This is a genomic window from Bacteroides sp. RCH18 (genome assembly GCF_058231005.1).
Genome location: NZ_JBIPTC010000001.1, coordinates 3,878,452 through 3,903,806, shown reverse-complemented (window position 1 = coordinate 3,903,806; position 25,355 = coordinate 3,878,452). Strand labels below are relative to the sequence as shown.

Genomic DNA, 25,355 nt, shown 5'->3' with positions numbered 1-25,355 from the left:
TTTATATCTTAAAATCTTACCATTTTACGTTCTTTTTCCTTTTTGTCCCATTCTTCCTTTTTCTTCAGTATTTCCGGTTTCCCATTCACAACATCCTCTCTGGCAAATAGATGCTTGCGGGAATTATCCAATGAAATCCACTGCTCAGCCACAGCCAAACGCAATTCATAATCTGCCAACTCACTTACTACTTGTACACTATCCTTCTTCCTTATAAAATCATAGTTTTTTAATTCATCCCAATATCTTTGAGCCTGTTCATCTGCTCTTTTTTGAGAAACAAACTTAAAATAATCTTCCAATTGCTGATGAGTAACAACATTTATCAAACATTTTCCTTCCAATTTACTCCGTTCAAATTTAGTTTCTCCGTTTTTGGATGCGTCTTCATACATAGCTTTGTACTCTGCCTGCTTAATTCGATAATATTCAGCCAGTAACTGTTCAATTTGCTGTTCTGATAACTTCGTCACTTCCCGTTTACAAATAATATCCAACAGTTTATTATGAGAAAACGATTCAATAGTTTCCAACTTAAGTAGTAGCAGTGGCTTATGTGCATTGAGTCGGTCACGCTCTTTATCGTATCCTTTATTATCTCCCCTACTGCTCATATACTCTAATATCCCGCTTTTTTCTCTTTCAAACTCATACAATTGTTTTATAATAGCTAAACTATCGCAAGTCGTAGAACATAATTGGTGCACCTGTATCTGCTTCCATTGCTGTGCAGCTATTTTTTCAGCCTGTCGCGTTTTTCTAATTATAAAAAAAGCCTTATATTGCGTTTCTGAAAGAATCTCAGCCAAATATTGTTTTTCCATACTATCATGTTTGTAATCTTGAACTCCGAATCGTTTCTCTATTTCTTCACTATGATGTAAGAGTTGCTCAATTTGAACATGAGACAAGTTCAATTCCTGTCTATATTTAACCACCGTACGCAGATCTGAAATATATGGCAGTTGGGGACCGTTATTCTTTTGATAGAACATATAATCATTCCCTTCTAACGGGGTCAATAAACTCGCTATTGTATTTATTGACGGACAATACCATCGGGCAATCTCATCTAATGATTTTCCTTTTTTCAATTCCATTTCCGCCAAACTATCGTTTTCTTGGAAGAAGGTCCTCAAATTCATGATACTTTCATCAGAAAGTGATATTTTACTGCTGATAGCATAAATTTGCATAGCAATACTTATAGAATTCTGAGATATGACAACAGACTGCTCTTTGCTTTGACAACCAGATAACAACACTATTACAATAAATGTGCTTATTAATTTCATTTTTCTTCTTTATTATATTACAAATTACCACCAATATCGTGTCCCATCCGGCATAATAATGAAAGGACGCTCTTTTCGTTCGGAATACTCCGGCACAAGAAGCATTAGTACATTTTGCGGTACCTGATTGAATTGCAGACAATCGGCATCCATTGTTGCAACTTGTGTTCCCAATGAAATCCATGCATTATCCCAATAAAAAAGTTCATATTTCTTATCCGGGCGAAAACGCAGATAGCGGTCTTGTTCTTCAATTTCAACAGTCATAGTATGCAATAAATCCGGAACTAAATACAATTGATGGTTATAACCATTTACTATAGGATAACCTATCGGTATAAGTTGATGCTCCTTATATATCATAGGAAGAATAACCACGCCACGAGGCATATTATGAAATGTAACTGAATTTTCCATTCGTTCACCCCACCACTCAGCATTCCATTTACCCATACTAAACATGCAGGCATATATAATGTGAGTAGTATCATTAAACAAAGGAATGGTCACATCAGATGTTTCCCAATATTCATGGGTTACATCAATATAGTTTGTTTTTTGTAAAAATCCAGTAGGAATACATTCTTCCTTTTCTTTAGATGCTAAGGTGCCAGGTTGGCTGGAATAAGTATAACGGATTACTTTAGACGGTTCCCGATCAAGTGGATGATCTACAACAGCGTGTGTGGTAACATCCAACTTCACTGGTTTCATCTTCGTATCAAAAACGGTGTTCGAGAAATGTGCTCCGGCAGAGGTTGCCCATAATGGCACAGATATGTAAGCAGCCGGAATACCTTGCGAACGAAAAATAAATGTTTCCAAAGCTGCTATATCCTCACAAGCTCCTTTCTTACGAAACAACAATTGCTGCGCACTTAGACGGGAGAGAGGCTCATTTCTCGTTTCACTTCCATAAGTGAATGTAAACCAATCTTTGTAATCGATAGCAGCATAATCAAGTACATTCTCTAATGGCTTATTCTGAAGGCTGTCTGTCAACCAGTGATATCTCTTACAATATTCTTTTCGCCATTCCGTTACAGGCTCTACTGTAACCCGGTAAGGTAATATATATTCGCAGAAATCGTTAAAAGGTATGTCTTTATATTCAGATAGCCGCCAAGTATCAACCGCATGATTTACATTATTAATAAGATATTTACCAGTTAAACTATTTACATCGTAAATGATAGTATCTTGAAAATCCAAGGAACCATATTTTTTCCTCATTGAATCGATTGCCTTTACGGCTGTTTCCAAATTAGCATAATCGAACTCCGAAAAATCCACTCTTTTCCCTTCGCGCGTTTTCCAATAGTAAGTTTCACTGTAATGGATATCCATATGCGCCACCAAAAACTCTATGGCTTTTATCTTTATACTGTCTCCCTGTTTATAAAAATAATCCAGTGCCTTTTCAAGTTCCTTACGGTTATTCCCAGCTTTCGCTAATACAGTTTCTACACTAAATGGATATTTTGTTTGTTGTGTGTCACATCCGGTATAGAAAAAAAACAGACTTACTATAAATAGGTAGATGTTTTTCATCGTAAAAAAATATATTTGCACAAAGGAAGCTGTTTTTACCTTCAGAAGAGTACTAGAATCAACCAAAAGAGTTCGAATTTCATTCAATCACATTTTTCGTGAAAGAGAAAGGAAAAATAGGATAATATAAATCAGATAAACTACAAATTTCACTGCACAATGACTGCAGTTATAACTTTCTTACGAAATCAAGCTGTTTGTGAAATTAAAGAAACAAAATAAGGGGGCACTTTGCGAAGTGCCCCCTTTCATTATTACAGTATCAAGTAAATTACTTAATCAAAATCTGACCGTTCATATCAGCCGGAGCTTCCAGACCCATGATTTTCAGGATAGTCGGAGCCACATCAGCCAGGCGACCGTCTTCTACTTTCGCAGTTTTGTTTTCGGTTACGTACACACAAGGAACCGGATTCAGAGAGTGAGCCGTATTCGGAGTGCCGTCTTCGTTCAAGGCACGGTCTGCATTACCGTGGTCGGCGATGATGATAGCTTCGTAATCCTGTGCCTTAGCAGCTTCGATTACGTCTTTCACGCAAGCGTCTACAGCCACAACAGCCTTCTCGATTGCTTCGTAGATACCGGTATGACCAACCATGTCACCGTTAGCGAAGTTCACCACGATGAAATCATATTTGTTTTCGTTGATAGCATCTACCAGTTTATCCTTCACTTCGTAAGCGCTCATTTCCGGTTTCAGGTCGTAAGTGGCTACTTTCGGAGATGGAACAAGGATACGGTCTTCGTTGTCGAACGGAGTTTCACGACCGCCGTTGAAGAAGAAAGTAACGTGAGCATATTTCTCTGTTTCAGCGATATGGAGCTGGCTCAGTCCTTTGGAAGCGATGTATTCGCCCAGTGTGTTGGCAACGTTTTCCTTGTCGAACAGGATGTGAACACCTTTGAAGGATGCATCATACGGAGTCATGCAGTAATATTGCAGTCCCGGGATCGTATGCATTCCCGCTTCCGGCATATCTTGCTGAGTCAGTACGACAGTCAGTTCTTTGGCACGGTCGTTACGGTAGTTGAAGAAGATAACGACATCACCTTCTTTGATGGTTCCGTCGCAGTTGGCGTTTACAATCGGCTTGATGAATTCGTCCGTTACACCTTCATCGTAAGATTCCTGCATAGCCTGAACCATATCGGTAGCTTTCTTACCCTGACCGTTTACCAGCAGGTCATAGGCTTCCTTTACACGTTCCCAACGTTTGTCACGGTCCATAGCATAATAACGACCGATGATAGAAGCGATCTTGCCTGCCGATTTCTCGCAGTGTGCAGAAAGTTCTTCGATAAATCCCTTACCGCTCTTCGGGTCAGTGTCACGACCGTCCATGAAGCAGTGGATGAATGTATTGTCGATGCCGTATTCTTTGGAGATGTCGCAAAGTTTGAAAAGATGAACCATTGAGCTGTGTACGCCACCGTTGGAAGTCAGTCCCATGAAATGAACGCTCTTTCCGTTTTCTTTCGCGTAAGAGAAAGCAGAAACGATTTCGGGGTTCTGCAGGATGCTGTTGTCAGCACATGCGCGGTTGATTTTCACCAAATCCTGATAAACCACACGTCCGGCACCAATGTTGAGGTGACCTACTTCCGAGTTACCCATCTGTCCGTCGGGCAAACCTACGTTCTCACCACTTGCCTGAAGTTGGGAATGAGGATAATTGTTCATCAGATAATCCCAGTAAGGAGTGGGAGTGTTGAAGATTACGTCGTCTTTCTTTTGGTCGCCTAGTCCCCAACCATCGAGGATCATTAAAAGGGCTTTCTTACTCATAATATTTCAATATTTAAATTATCACTCTGATTTTCGGGTGCAAAGGTACAAAAAAGATGATTACGTAAACGTTTAATCTATGTTAAGTTAAAGGGGAAAAAGAGAGGGAGCGATGGATATTTTTCTTTCTTTGTATAGGGAACTACTAAATGCATTTATTCAAAATTTAATATTATGAAAACGATTCTACTCTGCATGATGCTCATGCTGTCGGGTATGCTCACAGCACAAACCGTCGACAATCCGCCATTCAAAGCCCGTTCGGGAAGTATTGGCAATATCACCCGTATAGAACGCACGCCCGATGGCACGCGTGTTTATATTCACGCCATCTTCCGTCCGCACTGGTGGATAAAGGAAGAAGGAGACAGTTATCTGGAAGATGCAGCTACCGGCAAGAAATATCAGTTCAAGAGTGCGGAAGGCATTGAGCTCAATAAGGAAGTGTATATGCCCGATTCGGGCGAGATGGACTATGTGCTCGTTTTCGAAGCTCTGCCGGAAGAGACGCAGGTCATCCATCTCCTCAGTCCGAGCGATACGGAAGGAAATACGTATGACATATCTTTAGTACCGTCCTCCGGCAAAAATGTTTCGCCGTTGGCGGCAATCAAGGGAAACTGGTTCAAGGCAGATGATTTAAACGCCTGGGAATACGGCATCTACGATTCTGTTACGATTATGGACAACCGGATATTTACCAACGAAAACATCCGCAAGAAAGGGAAGCGGGTGGAAATCACCGTCAAGGACAAGCAGAATGGAGACATACGCACCCTGCTGGTCACTCCGCAGAAAGACGGAAGCTGCCAGATACAAGTGAACGGAGAAAAGAATCAGCTGTATACCCGGCAAAGGGGAGCTACAAAGACAATCGCTGCCGACACAGGTTTCCAGCAGTTCTTCCACACAGACACCACCTGTCTGCAAGGGTACATCGACGGCTACGACCGCCGGCTGGGATTCGACACCGGTCTCATCTATCTATCCAACCATATCACCCGCCAGGACTACCCGACTGTGATTCAGATAGACGAAGACGGCAGCTTCCTGTGCAAGTTTGTCATCAAGCATCCTGTGGAACAGTTCGTCACGCTTGACAACAACTGGATTCCATTCTATATCGAGCCCGGACAGACGCTTACCATGTATATCGACTGGGAAGCATTGCTGGCACGCAGTCGTGCACGCGACTATTATTTCCCGATCAAGAATACAGCCTACATGGGCCCGTCGGCTTCCCTCTCCTATCTGCTGAAAGAATTCAAGTCGCTGATCCCCTACCGTTACGATGATTTATCCAACGCGCGTAACAAACTGACTCCCAGCCAATATCAGGAGCACATGAAGCCGATTGTCGCCCGATGGGAGCATACAGCCGATTCACTTATTCAGATTTGCCGCCCATCGGCAAAGGCTGCCCGTCTGATCAAGAATAAGGCAGACCTGCAGGCAGGAGGCTTATTCTTCGATTTTCTGATGAGCAGAGATTATTATGCGAAGCAGGATACAGCCAACCAAGCCTTGAAAGTGAAAGAAGAAGATTCTTATTACGACTTCTTGAAGAAGATGCCGCTGAATGATGAAACAGTGCTCGCCGATGCCAATGCCAGCTCTTTTATCAACCGGTTTGAATATATGGACGCCTTCAGAACAGCCTATAATTATCATGCACCGAAAGCAAAGGATACCATCTCTTACACGTATCCGGAAGAATCGCTTCTCGCTTTCCTTAAAGAGAAAGGAGTAAAACTGAATGCAGAACAGGAGGCAATCAGACTGAAACAGGAGAAACTGGCAGGAACAACCGTCAGAATCCCCTTAAAAGAACTTCAAGAAGAGAATGACAAGGTGACAGGCTTATACGAAAAAGAAGAAAAACTGGTCCTGGAGTACATCGACAAGCAGTATAAAAACAAGCAGTCAGAGCAAGACATGGACAGAAACTTTATCTCGATGGAACAAAAAACCGGTCATAAGAAAGACAGCATTCTTGCCCGGCTATATGATGTGCCCGATCCTTTGCTTTGGCAAATAGCCAAAGTCCGCAACCTGGGTTTCAGCCTGCAGAATATCAAGACACGTTCCATTGCCCGTGAGTATGTGGACAGCATCAAGCAAAAGCTCACTCACCCACAATTGGCAGAAGAGGCCGAATATCTGTTCGCCAAAACGCATCCGAAGGAAAAAGTCAATTCCTATCAACTTCCGGAAGGCAAAGCCACCGACGTTTTCCGCAACATTATTAAGAATCATCCGGGAAAAGTCTTGTTCGTTGACTTCTGGGCAACGACCTGCGGACCTTGTCGCGCAGGAATAGAAGCGACGGCAGACCTGCGCAAAAAATACAAAGATCATCCGGAGTTCGAGTTCATCTATATCACCGGACAGAAAGACTCACCAGCCGATGCATATAAGCAATACGTGGAAAAGAATCTGAAAGGAGAAGCCAGCTATTATGTCACCGACTCAGAGTTCAATTATCTGCGCCAACTCTTCCGCTTCAACGGCATTCCGCACTATGAACTTGTGCTAAAAGATGGCAGTATCTCCAAGGAAAAACTGGGGACGCATAGAATCAGAAAGTATTTGGAGGAGCACTTCCCCGTTTCCGAGTCTGCCGGACAGGGAGAGAATGATCAGTAATCCCGGTTGAGTCTGGTTGTGACACTTTGACAAGAATGCACATTAAGGATAAAATCAAAGGTCAGTAGGCACTTTTCCTATTGAAAACCGGAGTGGTAGGCATACTTTATAATTGAATAACAATAATTTATGTATTTACCTACCACCTCCCCCTACGGGTACTCCTCCTTCCCGAAGGAGGAGATTTAAGATACTATTGACTTTTTAGTCAGCCCAATTTCAGTTACTATTGACTTTTGCCTTCCTCTTCGACAAATTCAGCATGACAGGTACTCTCTAGAAATAAAATGCTTTTCTATTGTCACTTATCACCTTTTGGAGATAACAAGCTGATAATGAATACATTTCGGATGATAATAGCTGGTGACAATAGGGTGATAATAAGGTGATAATAGCCGTAAATCATGCTTTTTATTGTCACTTCACCCCTATTTCATGACTTATTACCTGTCATTTCCTCCCCATCTTATTACCTATTACTTATTACCTGTTACTTATTACCTATCACGCCTCATCCGAGTCTTGACCTTATACCACAAATACGATAAGCTACCAATGCTTTTAGCTCATCATGCCTTTATACTTCCATTAAGCTACCGACATCTTTACCTGTTCACGGCCGTGACAAGACTTGATCACATCCGTGAGCAGTATTTGCCACGACCGTGAGCAACTCTTACCACGGCCGTGAACAACTAATAATGTCGGTACCTTATCCCAACTTTCCTTATAAGGAAAGTCTACTATGTAAGGAGCTAACGGGAACTTTAGCACTATCTTACAAGTGATTTTACCATAGTCAACCAATGAACTCCCCACACGCCGAAAGACCATAAACAACAAGAAAATCTAAAAAAAGCGATGCAAAAGACGGAACCTCGGTTAATTTTCCGTACTTTTGTATCGCTTTTAAATTAAATCATAGAAAAATGGACGATTCAAACCCGCGAACGTGCACTTATAGTATTAATTAAAGCGATCAGAGTCATTGAAAACTGATGCCTCTGCTCGTGTAAACAAACGAAAGGAGGCAATAAGATGAGAACATATCTTTATTGTGAAGCTGGCTTTGTGGAAAAACCGCAATGGCTTCCTAACTGCTGGGTAAATGTAGTATGCCCGGACAACGATGACTTTGAGTTTCTGACTAAAACCCTGAACGTACCCGAATCATTTCTGAACGATATAGCCGATACAGACGAACGTCCGCGAACCGACACGGAAGGCAACTGGCTATTGACGATTCTGCGCATCCCGATGCAAAACGGTCAGAACGAAAGTCTTCCCTTCGGCACCGTACCCATCGGCATCATCACCAACAATGAAATCATTGTATCAGTCTGCTACCACAACACAGACCTGCTGCCGGACTTCATCGAACACACCCGCCGAAAGGGAATCGAAGTCCGCAACAAGCTCGATCTGATTCTCCGGCTGATTTATTCGTCTGCCGTATGGTTTCTGAAATATCTGAAACAGATAAATCTGGATATCAGCGCCGCCGAAAAGGAACTGGAACGCAGTATCCGCAACGAAGACCTGCTCCGTCTGATGAGACTGCAGAAAACACTCGTTTACTTCAACACCTCCATCCGAGGAAATGAAGTAATGATCGGAAAGCTGCAAAGTATCTTTCAGGACACCGACTTTCTGGACAAGGAACTGGTGGAAGACGTGATTATCGAGTTGAAACAGGCATTTAATACCGTGAATATCTACAGCGATATCCTCACCGGAACGATGGACGCCTTTGCCTCCATCATCTCCAACAACGTGAATGCCATCATGAAACGCATGACCAGCCTTTCCATTACACTGATGATCCCGACATTGATAGCCAGTTTCTACGGAATGAATGTGGATATCCATCTGGAAGAGATGCCGTATGCCTTTGCACTGATTATCCTGTGCTCCGTCGTGCTGTCGACATTAGCGTTTATCGTATTCCGGAAAATCAAGTGGTTCTAATTCAAGCGACTGCAATTCAAGCAGTTCTCAATTTCCCTTTACGTCAGAGACATAAAAAAGCAGCCTGTCATTCTTAAGACCTGAATTCAAGGTCGGCGATGACAGGCTGCACACAATACGTTTTTTATTCGATAGAGAATATTAAAAAGAGAATGTTTAAGAGAGAGAAATTATTTTATCCTTCTTTATTGGATTTCTTTCCGCCCAATGGCACAGAAATACCAACAAATCCGTTTACTGTCTTTGTGCTTTTTCCAAAGAACATATAGTCCGTACCGATAAACAAAGGCCCAAGTTTCACAGCCAAACCAAATGATTTACCAGCACTCTGAATCATAGAATAACTGATTGCCGCATTCAACCAACTTTTCGGACGAATATTAGCCGAAAGTGTAATTTCAGTCTGAGTTTTCGGCTTAGTGAAGCGGGTAGTGGAAAGAGCACCAATCGCCAACCATTTATCCAACAGTTCATACTCAGCACCAATTACTACTGTAGAATGAAGAGAAGTGGTACGAGACTCAACAACATCTTCTTTTTGCAGTTGGAGCATTTCGTAATTCAAAACATCCCCACCTTCCACACGATTCATAAAATCTTGGGCATCCCGCTGGAAATCCTCTAACCCTTCCAGAGTAAGTGCATAGTCTTTGCCATCATAATCCATACTTCCTTTAGCTGTTGCAACACTTGTACTCCCCTTTGACCACTTGATAAAGCCCAAATCCAACACAGAAGCAGACACTGTCAAATTATCAAGAATCTTATAAGATGCCCCTAAATCGATGGCACCCCCATAACCTGCAATGCCAAATCCGTTAAAATCAAAATCATCAATATAGTGTTTCCGAGGATCAGGATCACTCGTATTTTCCACCAAATCCATTCCTTTGAAAGAGCTCTCAAGACGCGCATTTACTTTCATTTTAGCATGATAATCACGAATCTGATTGACATCAGTAATATCGTTAATGTTTAGTGGCAAATTCGCATCTACATTCATTCCGTCTACCTTCAAATTCAAGTTACCCATACCAAGTAATACCTTAAATTTACCACCTACTGACAAGCGATCATTAATAGCGCGGGCATAACCAATACCAACTTCAGTATAAGCATTTATATTCAATTCTTCCTTTCCAATATCAAATTTTGAATTATTCCAACTGAAACCATCTTGATCAATATCGTGCAAGAAGCTAAACATGGACTTAGGTATCTGAGCACCTAAATCTACACGGGCACCTACATTAACCGACCAAAAGTTCTTTCCTTTATACCATCCGAAAGAGAGAATATCCGTATTGACATTGACATTCAACCGGTTATCATTAGACAAACGATTCATGAATTTCTGATTATTATAGAAACCATCGCTATTATCAATAATATCTATAATATCTTGTGTACCCAAAGAATTTGAACTTGCCGATACATTCAACGAACCAATTGCCGGAATATTAAAATATCCACTAGTCGGTGCCAAAGCCGGATTCAACTGCATACGATAATGAGTACCTTCCATAAAATAAGAAGTACGTAAAAACTGCGCATTGGCAGGTAAAACAAAACCCATCATAAGAAGTAAAGCCCCCATCAACTTCTTAGATGCATAAAGTCTGCTTGTTGTCATGATTTTATCTTTTTTTAATTCTTGTTATCGAATGCAAATATATAGCATTTAAGTAACAAATAAAAGCACAAGTCAACACTTTTTTAGCATAAACCGAACATTTTCATGGCTATTTGGAGAAAAATCGTGCTTATTCTGCAAAAATATGTAGAAAGTGAAACAAAAGGAAATATCAGAAATTTAGGTTCAACTGCCCGTCACCAAGCAGATTGAAGGTCATTCGGTGGTAGGGAGTCGTTCCACGTTCGGCGATGGCGGCACGATGTTTTTTAGTCGGGTATCCTTTATTCTTATTCCAGTCATAAAACGGATATTCTTCGTGAAGACGATTCATATAATCATCTCTGTAGGTTTTAGCCAGTATAGAAGCGGCGGCTATCGAGAGGTATTTACCGTCTCCTTTTATCACGGTAGTATGAGGAATGTCAGGATATTTATTGAAACGGTTTCCGTCGATCAGCAAATGCTGAGGACGGACAGAGAGCCGATCGACAGCCCGGTGCATCGCCAGAAAGGAGGCGCGGAGAATGTTTATCTCGTCTATCTCTTCGGGCGACACCACTCCTACCGCCCATGCCAGCGCTTCTTTCTCTATCACTTCACGAAGTGTGTAGCGTTGCTTCTCGGTCAGTTGCTTCGAATCATTTAGCAACTCATTCTTGAAATCTCTAGGAAGAATGACGGCGGCAGCATACACTGATCCTGCCAGGCAACCGCGGCCGGCCTCATCGCAGCCGGCCTCTATCAGGTCTTTATTTAAGTAAGGTAGTAGCATACTTATTCTTTTTTTTATCTGCCACAAAGATAAAGGAAATAAAAAAGGAGACCTCATCCAAGGTCCCCTTTTTCCGTCATTCATTCACACAAACAAACAATTGTTCCCCAAATATATTCTACCGGTTCACAGCCCTAGCGACCGGAACCATCACCCTACCATTCGTTTTACAGATTTTGTTCGTTGATAACATCAGCCTTTCCCCTTAGCCATTATGATAGATTTCTTCCATTTCCCCTTTATAACTTATAATATATCGTCTTGCAAAAGTATCTAAATAATAAGAGACGGGAAAATGGCTTTGAGCGAGTATTTGCATGAAATGCCCCGAAACAGGATTATCTGCCGGAAAAAAGTGATTAAGTGCGCAAAAAAGGTGTTTACCCGGTTCTATATAATCAGAAAGCGATAACCGGACTTATCTCCGGCTATCGCCCTCTTCAATAAACAAACCTTCTTTTAGTTAAAACAAACTCCAGGCGACGGTAAGCCCTGCCATCACAATGGCTACCATGCTCATGAGCTTGATTAAAATATTCAGACTCGGGCCGGAAGTATCCTTAAACGGGTCGCCCACAGTATCGCCTACTACGGTTGCCTTATGCACTTCACCGCCTTTGCCTCCAAAGTTCCCCTCTTCTACATATTTCTTCGCATTATCCCACGCACCGCCTGCGTTGGCCATAAAGATAGCCAGCACAAAACCTGTGCTCAAACCGCCGATCAGCAGTCCCAGTACTCCGGTCACTCCGAAGATTAATCCGGTAGCGATAGGCGCAAGGATAGCAATCAGCGACGGAATCACCATTTCGCGCTGCGCACCCTTGGTTGAGATAGCCACACAACGTTCATAATCCGGCTCGGCTTCTCCTGTCAGAATGCCTTTGATCTCACGGAACTGACGACGCACCTCATCTACCATGTGTCCGGCTGCGCGGCCGACCGCATTCATCGTCAATCCACAGAACAAGAACGCCATCATCGAACCGAGAAACATACCGGAAAGAACTTTCGGATTCATCAGCGTCACGTCGTAATAGTTCATGAAATCGACAAAGGTAGCATTGGCGGTTGAGACAACATCACCGTTCGGCATACTCAGGTCTATTGTTCCCAAGCGGGTCAGACCGATACGGATTTCTTCGATATAGGATGCCAGCAAAGCCAGTCCGGTCAACGCAGCGGAACCGATAGCAAAACCTTTTCCGGTTGCCGCGGTTGTATTTCCCAAAGAGTCGAGCGCATCGGTACGCTTGCGGACTTCGGCACCCAGACCGGCCATTTCCGCATTACCGCCTGCATTATCAGCAATCGGGCCGTAAGCGTCCGTAGCCAGTGTGATTCCTAATGTGGACAGCATACCGACAGCGGCAATACCGATTCCGTAGAGCCCCATACCCACGTTGGAGAAATCGAAACCGGAAGCAAGCAGGAAGGAGGCAATGATGCCCACCACCACCGCAATCACGGGAATAGCCGTAGAAAGCATACCCAGACCGATACCGGAAATAATGACGGTGGCAGGTCCGGTCTTTCCGCTTTCACTCAGTTTCTGAGTGGGGCGATATGACTGGGAAGTATAATATTCGGTAGAACGTCCGATCACAATGCCGACCAACAGGCCGACTACGACAGCGCATGAAATCCAAATCCAGTTGTCCAACTGCAAGAGCCACAGGATTAAGAAGGTAGCAGCCACAATCAGCACGGAACTCAGGTTTGTTCCGAATGCCAGCGAGCCGAGCAAATCTTTCATCGTCGCATTTTCTTTGGTGCGCACGGAGAAGATGCCGATAATGGAAAGCAGAATACCTACCGCAGCAATCAGCATCGGGGCAATAACTGCTTTGAACTGCATGACCGTATCTGCCGAATGTATAAAGGCGGCAGCACCCAATGCGGCAGTCGCCAGGATAGAACCGCAATAAGATTCGTACAAGTCGGCTCCCATACCTGCCACGTCGCCTACGTTATCGCCTACATTATCGGCAATGGTGGCAGGGTTTCGCGGATCGTCTTCGGGGATTCCGGCTTCTACCTTACCTACAAGGTCGGCGCCTACATCGGCAGCTTTTGTATATATACCGCCACCTACACGGGCAAAGAGCGCCTGTGTGGAAGCTCCCATACCGAACGTCAGCATCGTGGTAGTGATTACGCAAAGTTTATGAGTCGGTGTCAGTGCGTCAGCGGGAATCACCGCATTCAGCAACAGATACCAGAAAGATATATCGAGCAACCCCAGTCCGACTACTACGAGTCCCATTACCGCACCACTGCGGAAAGCGATTCTCAGCCCGGAGTTCAATGAATTGCGTGCCGCATTCGCCGTACGTGCCGAAGCATAGGTTGCCGTCTTCATACCCAGGAAACCGGAAAGACCGGAGAAGAAACCACCCGTCAGGAAAGCTATGGGAACCCACGCATTCTGAACATGAAAGCCATAAGCCATAATTGAAAACAAAATAACCAGCCCAAGGAAAACACAACCTACAATCTTGTACTGTTGTTTCAGATAAGACATAGCTCCCTTGCGTACCGCAGCGGCTATTTTTATCATTTGGGGAGTACCTTCACTCTCTTTCATCATCTGCTTATGGAAGTAATAAGCAAAACAGAGGGCTAACACTGAAGCGACCGGAACCAGCCAGAAAAGAATGCTATCCATAGAATTAATTATTAAAGGGTTTTATGGAGGCTAAAAGTATGGAAATCAAACGAAAAAAGCAAGCAAAAAAGGAAAAAAATCCGACTTGCCGATTGATGCGGTAACTCTCAATGAAGCGAAGGGAAAACAAGTAAAAAAGTCCTCTGAGAATCCTACAGAAGAGCATCAGGCCAACAGCACGTTAGTTAATTTTTAGTCTAATTACGTTAATCGTTAACAAACCCATTATTTCTATTAAACCATGTTATAAAGAGCCGCACTTTGCCCCGAAAATTTGGAGATAGCCGAAAAGTCCCTATCTTTGTAGTGTGTTTTTCATAGTATTAGATTTAAGGTTAACAAAAGATTGGCTGTCTGGGATAGATAGCCTTTTTTTATGCCTTTTTCTGCATAAACTCCGTAGGAGTCACCCCAAACTGTTTCTGGAATATCTTGGCAAAGTATGAAGGAGACTGGAAACCTACCCGATCACATATCTCATTGATGCGTAATTCTCCTTCCTGCAAGAGTTCTGCCGCACGCTTTAAGCGGATGACCCGAATAAAATCGAGCGGAGAAAGGTCTGTCAATGCCTTTATTTTCCGATGAAGGCTGGACCGGGACATATTCATGGCGGCAGCCAGTGCTTCCACATTATAGTTCGCATCCGTAAGATTCTCACGTACCCTGGTGATGAGTTGCGACATCAGTTGTTCATCGGCACGTGTCATGGCATCTCCCTGCGGGGTGCAGGCGCCATAAGTAATCTGATTAATGAATCTCTCGTGCGTACGATGCGCTTCACGCTCACGGGCTAACTCTGCGAGTAGTTGCTGTTCACGTATCTTCTGCACTTCCCGTCGCCGATAAGTGCGGAGAGTCAGCACGAAGCTGCCGGACAGGAGAATGATATATATCAGATATGCCCATACCGTACGCCACCAGGGAGGAAGGATTTGTACGGACAGAGTCGCTTCCTCTTGATTCCAGACGCCGTCGTTATTACTCCCGCGCACACGGAATATATAATCTCCCGGAGGAAGCTGGGCATAGGAGGCGGTATGTGCATCGGAGGTATAGTTCCAGTCATCGTCAATGCCTTCCATCTTGTAGGCATAGCGGTTGGCTCCCGGTGAAGTATAGCTCAATGCGACAAAGTCAAAGCTGACGTTAGAACGGTAAGGCAATCGCATTCCTTCGGGCTTCAAAAGTATTTCCCTCCCTTGCACCTTGATACGGGTGATATACACGGGCGGTACAAACGTATTTCGATGTATCTGATCCGGATTAAAAGAGACTAATCCGTTGATGGTTCCCATCCAGATCGTGCCGTTGCCGGCAGCCAATGCCGATTTGTAGTTGAACTGATTGTCAGGAAGACCGTCGTTTCGGGTAAAGACGTGCAGGCTGTCCGTCTCCGGATACAGGCAGACCAGGCCACGGTCGGTACCGAACCAGATGCGGTGCTGCCGATCTTCTACCGCCTTGTAGGTTACATTGTCAGGGAGGCCGTCCGCCTTCGTATAGGTACGGAAAGTTCCTGTTTGGGGGTTAAAGCATGAAAGTCCGCCACGGTCGGTGGAAAACCAGAGAAGACCTTTGCTGTCTTCCGAAATTCCGGTCACTTCGTTGGTGCCGATGGAAGTACTGTCTCCTTCTATATGCAGATAGTTCACCGTTTCGTCCGTTTGCGGTTGATAGCGGAAGACTCCGTTGCCCATAGTCGCCACCCATATATTCCCTTCTTTGTCTTCAAGAATATCGCGCATAAAGGCATAGCCGAACTGTTTCATTTCTTCAAATGTCCGTCCCCCGTCGGCAGAACGGAAGATATTCCAGCCATCTCCCAGCCAGATGGTTCCCTGACGGTCACGATGCAAGGCGTAGACGGTTCCTTCGCTGATACCCATTTGTTGCGGACGTATTGTCTGTACACGTCCTTTGAAAGCAATGCTGCCGGAAAGGGCGGATGCGGCCGGTGTAATCAAGTCGATTCCTCCTTTAAAGTAGCCTGCACCGATCAAATCGTCAGAGGTGAATAAACTTAAAACATTCTGCCGGTCTGCGGATTCGGGAATAGTAGTGAACAGCCTTGTCTCCGGATTCCAATAACAGACACCGCCATCCTGCGTACTAACCCAAATCGTTCCATCTTTCCCTTCGCCCAGTTCACTGATACGCCTGCCGCTGACTGAACCGGGCTTGCCATCCGGCAGGTAAATAGAAAAGTCAAGTGTACGGACAGGCAGATAGCTTGCTCCTCCAAACTGTGTACAAATCCACGTCCCGCCTTCACGGTCACGATAGATTTTATCTACAATCGCATCACTGAGTCCATAAGCTCCTCCCGCATCTGCCGGAATATGCCGGACGGTATTCTCCCGTTCGTCGATGACGTAAACTCCATCTTGCGTACCGACCCAAAGATCATTGTCCAGACAAACGACATAGCGAATTATCTTACGGTGTACCGCCGGTGCAGGGAAGATACTGACTTCGCCTGTCTTCTTATCAAATCGTTTCAGTTCCTCCTCGTGTACTCCGACAATCAGTTCATCTCCATAATCACAGAGTGTGAAGATGAAATCATCCTTCAATGCCTCCTTTGCACAAGCTTCGAAAGTATCTTGTGCGGGACAATAACGGAAAATACCTGCTCCGTTGGTTCCCACCCATAGCGTTCCCTCCTTGTCGATGCAGATCGACTGCGGGAAATTCTTGCTCTTATCGCTACCGGGAAGAAGTATGTAGCGGAATAACTTCTTCGTGGGAACGTGATAACGGTATACTCCCAGATTGGGTACGTTCACCCATATATTGCCGGAAGGATCGGACAGAATATCTTCCACCCATTGCCCGCTGATTTGTTCGCCCTTGTCAGTCTTTGCATCAAAAAAGGAGAACTTTCCGGTCGATAAGTCCTGAATATAGACTCCGTTGTCCGTTCCCACCCAAAGTTGGCGCCGGTCGTCCTCGTATAGTGCGGAGATCACCTGATTGCCACGCCCCGAAGCCTCATCGAAGCAAGGATATACCTGCATCGAAACGCCGTCATAACGGTTCAGCCCATTGCGTGTGCCCAGCCAGATAAATCCGTAACTATCCTGAATGATTGATTTGACATGACTATTGGAAAGCCCGTTCACACCATTGATATGTATAAAGTTGTATTGTTCCGTCGCAAAGGAGGACGGAAAAAAGAAACAGACTGACAGAAGGAAAAATAGGAGTCCTTTTTTCATATATGGATATTAGATGCCTACAAATATAGTTTTTTTCGTGTAAAAAGCAGAGGATGAATGAAACATTTGTTGCAACCTATACTACAAATGTAGCGATTCCAACGTGCTGTCCTGCATTTGCAACATCTCTTGCACATCTTGACAAACGAGTATATAGCCACCTGTACCGCTACCGCCTACCTTTGCTTCCGTCAATACGACACACCCATGTGAACGAATAAAATCTTTAAATTAATACCGACATGAAAAGAATAACCTTTAGTTGCCTTGCCGCAGTCATCCTGCTACAACTGATTCCCGCCAACGGAAACGCACGGGACATCCGGAATCAAAAAGAAAAGAACAATCGCACAGAGATAAAGCAGGATACTATCTCTGCCGTACACTCCGCCAGTCGCCCGGGAAAAGACATTTCCGGGACAGCATCTTCCAGCCCGAAAAAAGAAGGAGAAGAAGGCGAACGCAACGTGATGCTGAACGCATCAGATGCCAACAAGCCACGTGAAATCCAAATCGGACTGCCCAGTGAAGACGTTAATGTATACGAGAACGGATTGCCTGCCGTATATTCATCTGCCGTACATAAACTAGCCGCCCACTGGCGAAGTGATTCCAGTCTGGGAGAAGTCGGTCTGCTGTCTCCTTCGGAATCGGCTATCACCACAGGAAACATTGCCTACTCCGTCAACGCTTTCAGCAAACTGGGACAAAAAGACTTCCAAGGAATACTCAACTATCGTGCCAATCATTTCGGTATGCAGAACTTCGATCTGAATGTATCGGGAGGCATCAGCGACCAGTGGCTGTATACTGCCGGTATTTATCAGAACTTCGATCCGGGAAGTTTCGATCTGAAATTCACGAACTTTGTCGACCGGACGGAAATCTATCATGCCGGTCTGACGCGCCTCTTCAACGACGGACGCGGAAAAATATCTCTGCTCTACAAACATTCGCGGAGCAGGAATCCCGGCAACTTTGCCAATGCAGCGCCCTTCATCTACGTAGGCGACGGATCGGTCAAGGAAGTGGAAGGATTCAAGCTGGGTACCAACTCGTATGTTCCGCAAAGCGGTTCTTTCCCATACATGGACGTTATGGACGGAAAGATGAAAACATGGAATCTGAATGACGGCAACGAGAACCGTGCCAATGAAGTGGCCCTGATTGCCGACTATCGTTTCAAGAATGATCTTCTCTGGAAGTTCAACCTGAAATATATGGATGCTCCCCGTGCCAACTATGTGGACTTCGGAGGCAGCACCATCAGTGAAGCAACGGCTGCCGATGGTTATACGCTCGCCAATGGTGACGTGTATGAAGGTTTGGCAGAAGGCCGCCGCACCTGGCTGCATGTAGGAAAAGTAAAGAATTTCCTCGTTACCTCCGAACTAAGCAAACGCTTCGGTACCCACGACCTTCGACTGGGAGTTAATGAGTGGTATTATCATCTGGACTATCATTCTTCTTCCCTGCAATGGATGGCAAGTGTACAGGAATACCCGCAACTGCTCCACTCCACTGCCGTTGACCCGCTGGACCCGACACTCAGCAGCCAGCGTGTGCAGACTTACGGCTATAACGAACTCAGCCCCGAATACACCAAAGGATACGAAAACAAACTCGCCCTTTACTTTACGGACAACTGGCAGGTAACTCCCCGATTCAACGTCTACTATGGCGGTCGTCTTGAATACTACCGGATGAGTGCCGACCAAATCTCCGCATCACGCTTCCCCGGATTTCATATCGGCGACTTCAACACTTATAGTAAAGACGAAGAAACCGGAAACATTATTGCCACACCACACAGCATCCAGCCTGCCAAAGTGGTAAAAAACAAACTAAACTACGCCGCTACCCTCCGCATGACCTATAATATGACGAAGCAATTCGGCCTGACAGCCGACGGAACAGTAGCCACCCGCTTCCCACGCATCAACGAATATGCCGGAACAGGTCCCACCGAAGAACAATACAAACGCGTCACCATACCGTTGATCCGGGGCGGACTGTTCTACAAGAACAACTGGCTCAACCTCACTTCCATGGTCACCTACATCTCCAAATCGAATAATATCGACCAGCAGAATCTGACCAAACCGGGAACCAAAGAAGGAAAAACCGTACTGCTGATCTACAATATCAAAACACTGGGATGGACCACTTCTGCCGAAATCGACCCCTTCAAAGGTTTTCACCTGCACGCACTGTTCACTTATCAGAAACCTGTATACAAGAACTACAATGCCAGCGTGACCTTCGACGACGGTGCCCAAATGTCCGTCAATGCCAACGGAATGATAGTTAAAGAAATTCCACAGGTACTCGTCGAACTGGACCCCAGTTATAATATCACGAAAGATTTACGTCTCTGGCTCAGTTTCCGCTATTTCGGGAAGACGTATGCCAACCTTCAGGAAGCTCTTTACTTCAACGGCCGCTGGGAAACGTTCGGAGGTATCAACTGGAACGTAAACAAGCATCTGTCACTGGGGGCAACGGTGATCAACTTCCTGAACCAGCAAGGAGCCAGCGGCACCATCAACGGTTCGGAACTGATCACCAAAGAAGAAGCGGGCAACTATGCAGGACGCTATATGAGCGGAAACTACCTGCGCCCGTTTACCGTCGAATTTAGTGCCGGCATCAAATTCTGAGATTATTGTACATAACCAAATATGATTATCTTTGTGGCTCTTTATGTCCGCAAACTAACTAATACCAATAAACAATCTATTTTACAACCATGAAAAGACTTTTTGTATTACTAACGGCTTTATTCGCTCTGACGCAAATGAACGCCCAAGAGAAAAAGAACATCCGTATCTCTACGGACAACACCGACTTAATCCTTCAGGTAGCCCCCAACGGACGTCTCTATCAGACTTATCTGGGCGATAAACTACTGAACGAACAGGACATCAACCACTTCTCTTACGCCGTAAAAGGTGGCAGTGACGGCAGCGTATCTACCCGCGGCTGGGAAGTCTATCCGGGCTCCGGAGCCGAAGACTACTTTGAACCTGCTGTGGCCATCACCCACCATGACGGTAATCCGAGTTCCATCTTCCGCTATGTATCTTCCGAGCAGAAAGCGGTAGCAGGCGGGACGGAAACTGTCATCCATCTGAAAGATGACCAGTATCCGGTTGAAGTGACTTTATTTTATATCGCTTACCCGAAAGAAAACGTCATCAAGACATGGAGCGAAATAAAGCATAATGAAAAGAAGCCCGTCACTCTGTGGCGTTATGCTTCCACCATGCTTTACTTCTCCGACCACAGTTATTATCTGACGGAGTTCAGCAGCGACTGGGCAAAGGAGGCACAGATGAGTTCGCAACAACTACAGTTCGGAAAGAAAGTGATCGACACGAAACTGGGCAGCCGCGCCGCCATGCACACTCATCCGTTCTTCGAACTGGGACTGGAACAACCGGCACAGGAAGCGCAAGGCCGTGTAATGTTGGGTACAATCGGATGGACCGGAAACTTCCAGTTCACATTCGAAGTAGACAATGTCGGCAATCTGCGTGTGATTCCCGCCATCAACCCGTATGCCTCCAACTACGAACTGAAGCCCAACGAAGTATTCACAACTCCGGAATTTATATTCACCCTGAGCAACAACGGTACAGGCGAAGCCAGCCGAAACCTGCACGCCTGGGCACGCAACTACCAACTGAAAGACGGACAAGGCGACCGCCTTACCCTGCTGAACAACTGGGAAAATACTTACTTCAAATTTAACGAAGAACTGCTTGCCGAACTAATGAAGGAAGCCAAACACCTCGGTGTGGATATGTTTCTGCTGGATGACGGCTGGTTCGGCAACAAGTATCCACGCAACGACGACCACGCCGGACTGGGCGACTGGGATGCCATGAAATCCAAACTGCCCGGCGGTATCCCTGCCCTTGTCAAATCAGCCAAAGAAGCAGGAGTCAAGTTCGGTATCTGGATTGAACCGGAAATGGTGAATCCGAAAAGTGAATTGTTCGAAACGCATCCGGACTGGGCTATCACCCTGCCGAACCGCGAGACATATTACTACCGCAACCAGTTGGTTCTTGACCTCAGCAACCCGAAAGTACAAGACTTCGTATTCGGCGTAGTAGACAAGATTCTGACTGAGAATCCGGAAGTGGCATTCTTCAAATGGGATTGTAACTCTCCTATCACCAACGTCTATTCTCCGTATCTGAAGAACAAGCAAGGACAACTTTACATCGATCATGTACGCGGAATTTACAAAGTGCTGGAACGTGTAAAAGCGAAATACCCGAACGTCCCCATGATGCTTTGCTCCGGTGGCGGCGCACGTTGCGACTACGAAGCATTGAAATACTATACTGAGTTTTGGTGCAGCGACAATACCGACCCGATAGAACGCCTGTTCATCCAATGGGGATTCTCGCAAATCTTCCCGGCAAAGGCAATGTGCGCACACGTGACCAGCTGGAACAAAAAGACAAGTGTGAAATTCCGTACCGATGTAGCCAGTATGTGCAAACTGGGCTTTGACCTCGGTCTGAAAGAACTGAACGCTGACGAGCTGGCATACTGTCAGGAAGCAGTTGCCAACTGGACGCGTCTGAAAAAAGTAATCCTGGACGGCGATCAATACAGACTTGTCTCTCCGTATGACGGAAATCACATGTCAGTAATGTATGCTTCACCTGATAAGAATAAGGCTGTGCTTTATACATACGACATACACCCACGTTTCGGAGAGAAACTACTGCCTGTAAAACTGCAGGGATTGGATGCCAAGAAAATGTATAAGGTAAAAGAAATCAATCTGATGCCGAATAGTAAATCCGGCCTGGCTGCCAACGAAAAGACCTACTCAGGTGATTATCTGATGAAGGTAGGTATGAATGCTTTCACGACTAATCAGGCTTTTAGCCGGGTGATTGAGCTGACAGCAGAATAAGCCTCATATCCATATCTAAAGCCATACCTTTCGCAGGTAGTCCGGTCGTTCCAGAAAAGGGAAACCGGACTACCTGCGAATTCTTTTCATATAAGCCTGAGATAAGAACTCATCTTATTGATGAAAGTTTCTTCAGAAAAGTGAGGAGTAAAACTGACTTCTCCCATTATAGTAATGTTACTGCTTGATAATAGGGCCAATAAAATAAGTAGTAGTATTAATTATAACCCAGAAAACATTACCATGAGAAACTCCGGATATTGCTTAGGCTTCATCTGGTTCTTTATATCTATGTGCCTATACGGATGTAAAGACAACACAGAAGAAAGTATAACTGAAACTTTTGAAATTGCAGCAGAAGACTTGATACAGAATTTCAGTAAAGACGCGTCAAGTGTAACCATCCCCATCGCGACAAACTTAAATACAGATGGGTGGAAGGCCCAAACTACCGACAAGTGGCTTAGAGCGACACAGCTCAAAAGCAGTTTGAAAATATCGGTAGATGCAAACATAGGCACCGACAGACGTACTGCCAGTGTTAAGGTAGCATCTGCAACGAAATATTACACCATTACAGTCACCCAATATGCAGCCAACGAGATAGTAATCGAAGACGATATTCAGGTGAAACCATACGCAGGTAAAGCAAGTGAAGAAGAAACAAACCCGGACCGCAGCATCGAACATTCCTTTGATGATAAGTTCGTGGCCGACGGCGGAGTGCCTTACCATAGCAAATGGGGACAATCGGCCAACTTCCCGGTCATCCTCGAATACTACTTCGAGGGGAATGAAAGCATCGATTATTTTATCTATCATACCAATTCCAGCAACGGAACATTCGGGGAATTCGACGTATACACCCAAACGAAAGAGAACCCGGAATACGTGCATCAAGGCAGTTACGACTTCCACATGCGCAATGCACCATCTATCGCCTCACTCAACACGCCGGTAAAAGCTACGAAAGTAAAATTCGAAGTTCACAGTGGGAAAAACGGCTATGTCAGTTGCGACGAAATGCAATTCTTCAGAAAGAACAAGAAGAATACGCTTGAAGAACAGTTGCTGACAGTTTTCACCGACATCACTTGTACCGAAGTAAAACCCGAAGTTACCCAAGAACAAATAGAACAACTGCCCGAATTCTTCATACAGACCGCATCGGCACTCAAAAGCGACAGCTATAATAAATGGGAAAAAGAATTCCGCATACAGGAATACGCACCTTATAGCTCGGCAGACGAATGGGCGGAAAAACTAATGACCCGAAAATACGGAGACCTCGACAACCCTACCGGAATCTATGTGGACGAGGGCGAGGAAGTCGTTGTATTAGTAGGCGACACCCACGGACAAAGTATCTCCATCCAGAATATCGGAGAGAGCACAAGTAAAGGTTATGCAGAAACGTCTGTCAGCGGTGATGTATATCCTCTGAAAGAAGGAGTCAATAAAATAACAGCCAAGTACCCCGGAATGTTGTTTGTAATGTACAACACCGACCTGCAAGCCCCCAACGCACAACTCATTAAAGTACACATACCACTAGGCAGTGGAAAAGTATGCGGTTTCTTTTCCTTAAAGAAGCATCAGACGAACGAGAAATACAAAGAGTTAATAGATAAAGCCAACTACAAATATTTCTGCGTCATAGGCGATGCCATCATTCTCTATTTCCACCATAAACAGTTGAAGGAGGCGGTTCCATACGATATTCTGTCGGCTATCGAACTATGGGACAACATCATCCAATGGCAACAGGAATTGATGGGTATCGAAGATATACACCCCAAACAGATGAATAACCATATCTTCGCCATATCTCCCGAAGGCGGATATATGTGGGCATCAGAAGGCAGAATAGGATTCGTGTACACCGTACTCAAAGATATTCTGCGGAAACCCTATTTAATAGCATCCCGAAACTCCTGGGGACCGGCACACGAAATAGGACACGTGCATCAGGGCGCCATTAACTGGGCCAGCACATCAGAGTCTTCCAACAATCTGTTCTCCAACTATACCATCTACAAATTCGGGCAGAACTGTTCCCGCGGTACGGAACTGGCCGTACCGGATTATGCGGCAAATGTCAAGAAAGCCACATTAGTATTCCGAAGATGTGTAGAAAACAGAGCTTGGTGTGACTTCGGAACCGACTACCAGGGTGAAGACCCCGAAATGCACGCACGCATGAACTGGCAACTGTGGAACTATTACCATCGATGTGGCTACAACGACCGGTTCTTCCCCACCCTCTTCAAGTTAATGCGCGAAAACCGTGTACCGACCACTGACCCGGGAGAAAACCAAATGATGTATGCAAAGATGGCCTGCCGCGCAGCAAATGAAAACCTGACCGACTTCTTTGAAAGATGGGGATTCTTCGTACCGATATCTACCAAAATCAATCAATACGGCACATACAACTACATTGTAACAGATGCCATGATTAAAGAAACGAAGGAATTCATGAAACAGTTTCCGGCTCCCAAACATGCCTTTTACTATCTGGAAGACAGAAAGAAGGGCGACCCGGGACTCGATACCACTCCTCCGGATGTAGGTTACTACACTCAGTTTGCCAATGATATGAAAATCAACAAGCAAATCACTTACTCCACATCCGGGCAGCGAGTGAATATCCAAAACGGAGAGCAAGCCGTAGCCTTCGAAGTGAAAGTCAACGATAAAGTAGTCTATTTCGGCACTTCTTTCGAATTTGAAGTACCCGCCAACGTTGCATTAGACCGTGTCAAACTATATGCCGTACAAGCAGACGGTGCACGATTTGAAATAACCAAGAAGTAAAACATTCGATTAATATGGCCCTATTAATCAGCAGTATCTACTTCATTTAATAATAA

The 25,355-nt window shown here is 44.9% G+C and carries 13 protein-coding genes; 5 read left to right on the top strand and 8 right to left on the bottom strand.

From position 1 onward, the window contains the following. Positions 1-8: 8 nt before the first annotated feature. From ACHLI0_RS15155 to gpmI, 3 genes are all read right to left on the bottom strand, one after another. A complete protein-coding gene (locus ACHLI0_RS15155; protein ID WP_490749526.1) occupies positions 9-1,295 on the bottom strand; it encodes a hypothetical protein in 1,287 nt (428 codons plus the stop codon). A gap of 24 nt (positions 1,296-1,319) precedes the next feature. Next, complete coding sequence (locus ACHLI0_RS15150; RefSeq protein WP_055219422.1) at positions 1,320-2,846, bottom strand: transglutaminase-like domain-containing protein; 1,527 nt, start codon at positions 2,844-2,846, stop codon at positions 1,320-1,322. 271 nt (positions 2,847-3,117) lie between these two features. Beyond that, positions 3,118-4,632, bottom strand: coding sequence for a 2,3-bisphosphoglycerate-independent phosphoglycerate mutase (gpmI, locus tag ACHLI0_RS15145; RefSeq protein WP_490749525.1), 1,515 nt, complete (start codon positions 4,630-4,632; stop codon positions 3,118-3,120). Positions 4,633-4,806: 174 nt separating this feature from the next. Between gpmI and ACHLI0_RS15140 the strand changes: the two genes are divergently transcribed. Further along, complete coding sequence (locus ACHLI0_RS15140) at positions 4,807-7,278, top strand: TlpA family protein disulfide reductase (RefSeq protein ID WP_490749524.1); 2,472 nt, start codon at positions 4,807-4,809, stop codon at positions 7,276-7,278. A gap of 588 nt (positions 7,279-7,866) precedes the next feature. Here the strand turns inward: ACHLI0_RS15140 and ACHLI0_RS15135 are convergent. Continuing rightward, the gene (locus ACHLI0_RS15135) at positions 7,867-8,112 is read right to left on the bottom strand and encodes a hypothetical protein (RefSeq protein ID WP_490749523.1); all 246 of its coding nucleotides are present in this window, start codon (positions 8,110-8,112) and stop codon (positions 7,867-7,869) included. Between the two features lie 204 nt (positions 8,113-8,316). On the opposite strand from ACHLI0_RS15135, the gene ACHLI0_RS15130 reads away from it, so the two are divergent. Next, on the top strand, positions 8,317-9,246 hold the full coding sequence (locus ACHLI0_RS15130; RefSeq protein ID WP_008763680.1) for a magnesium transporter CorA family protein: 930 nt from the start codon (positions 8,317-8,319) through the stop codon (positions 9,244-9,246). 175 nt (positions 9,247-9,421) lie between these two features. Here ACHLI0_RS15130 and ACHLI0_RS15125 read toward each other — a convergent pair whose 3' ends face one another. The 4 genes from ACHLI0_RS15125 to ACHLI0_RS15110 form a co-directional block, all read right to left on the bottom strand. Beyond that, positions 9,422-10,879, bottom strand: a complete 1,458-nt coding sequence (locus tag ACHLI0_RS15125) for a DUF5723 family protein (protein WP_490749522.1) — start codon at positions 10,877-10,879, stop codon at positions 9,422-9,424. Positions 10,880-11,051: 172 nt separating this feature from the next. Then, on the bottom strand, positions 11,052-11,654 hold the full coding sequence (gene rnhB, locus ACHLI0_RS15120; protein ID WP_490749521.1) for a ribonuclease HII: 603 nt from the start codon (positions 11,652-11,654) through the stop codon (positions 11,052-11,054). A gap of 463 nt (positions 11,655-12,117) precedes the next feature. After that, positions 12,118-14,322, bottom strand: a complete 2,205-nt coding sequence (locus ACHLI0_RS15115) for a sodium-translocating pyrophosphatase (protein WP_008763676.1) — start codon at positions 14,320-14,322, stop codon at positions 12,118-12,120. Positions 14,323-14,696: 374 nt separating this feature from the next. Continuing rightward, positions 14,697-17,543 carry a two-component regulator propeller domain-containing protein gene (locus ACHLI0_RS15110; protein ID WP_490749520.1) on the bottom strand — a complete coding sequence of 949 codons (2,847 nt, stop codon included), beginning with the start codon at positions 17,541-17,543 and terminating at the stop codon, positions 14,697-14,699. 242 nt (positions 17,544-17,785) lie between these two features. Between ACHLI0_RS15110 and ACHLI0_RS15105 the strand changes: the two genes are divergently transcribed. From ACHLI0_RS15105 to ACHLI0_RS15095, 3 genes are all read left to right on the top strand, one after another. Further along, positions 17,786-20,203, top strand: a complete 2,418-nt coding sequence (locus tag ACHLI0_RS15105; RefSeq protein WP_490749519.1) for a TonB-dependent receptor — start codon at positions 17,786-17,788, stop codon at positions 20,201-20,203. 89 nt (positions 20,204-20,292) lie between these two features. Further along, a complete protein-coding gene (locus tag ACHLI0_RS15100) occupies positions 20,293-22,482 on the top strand; it encodes an alpha-galactosidase (protein WP_490749518.1) in 2,190 nt (729 codons plus the stop codon). Positions 22,483-22,725: 243 nt separating this feature from the next. After that, positions 22,726-25,299 (top strand): M60 family metallopeptidase, encoded by a 2,574-nt coding sequence (locus ACHLI0_RS15095; protein ID WP_490749517.1) that lies wholly within the window; start codon positions 22,726-22,728, stop codon positions 25,297-25,299. Positions 25,300-25,355: the final 56 nt, after the last annotated feature.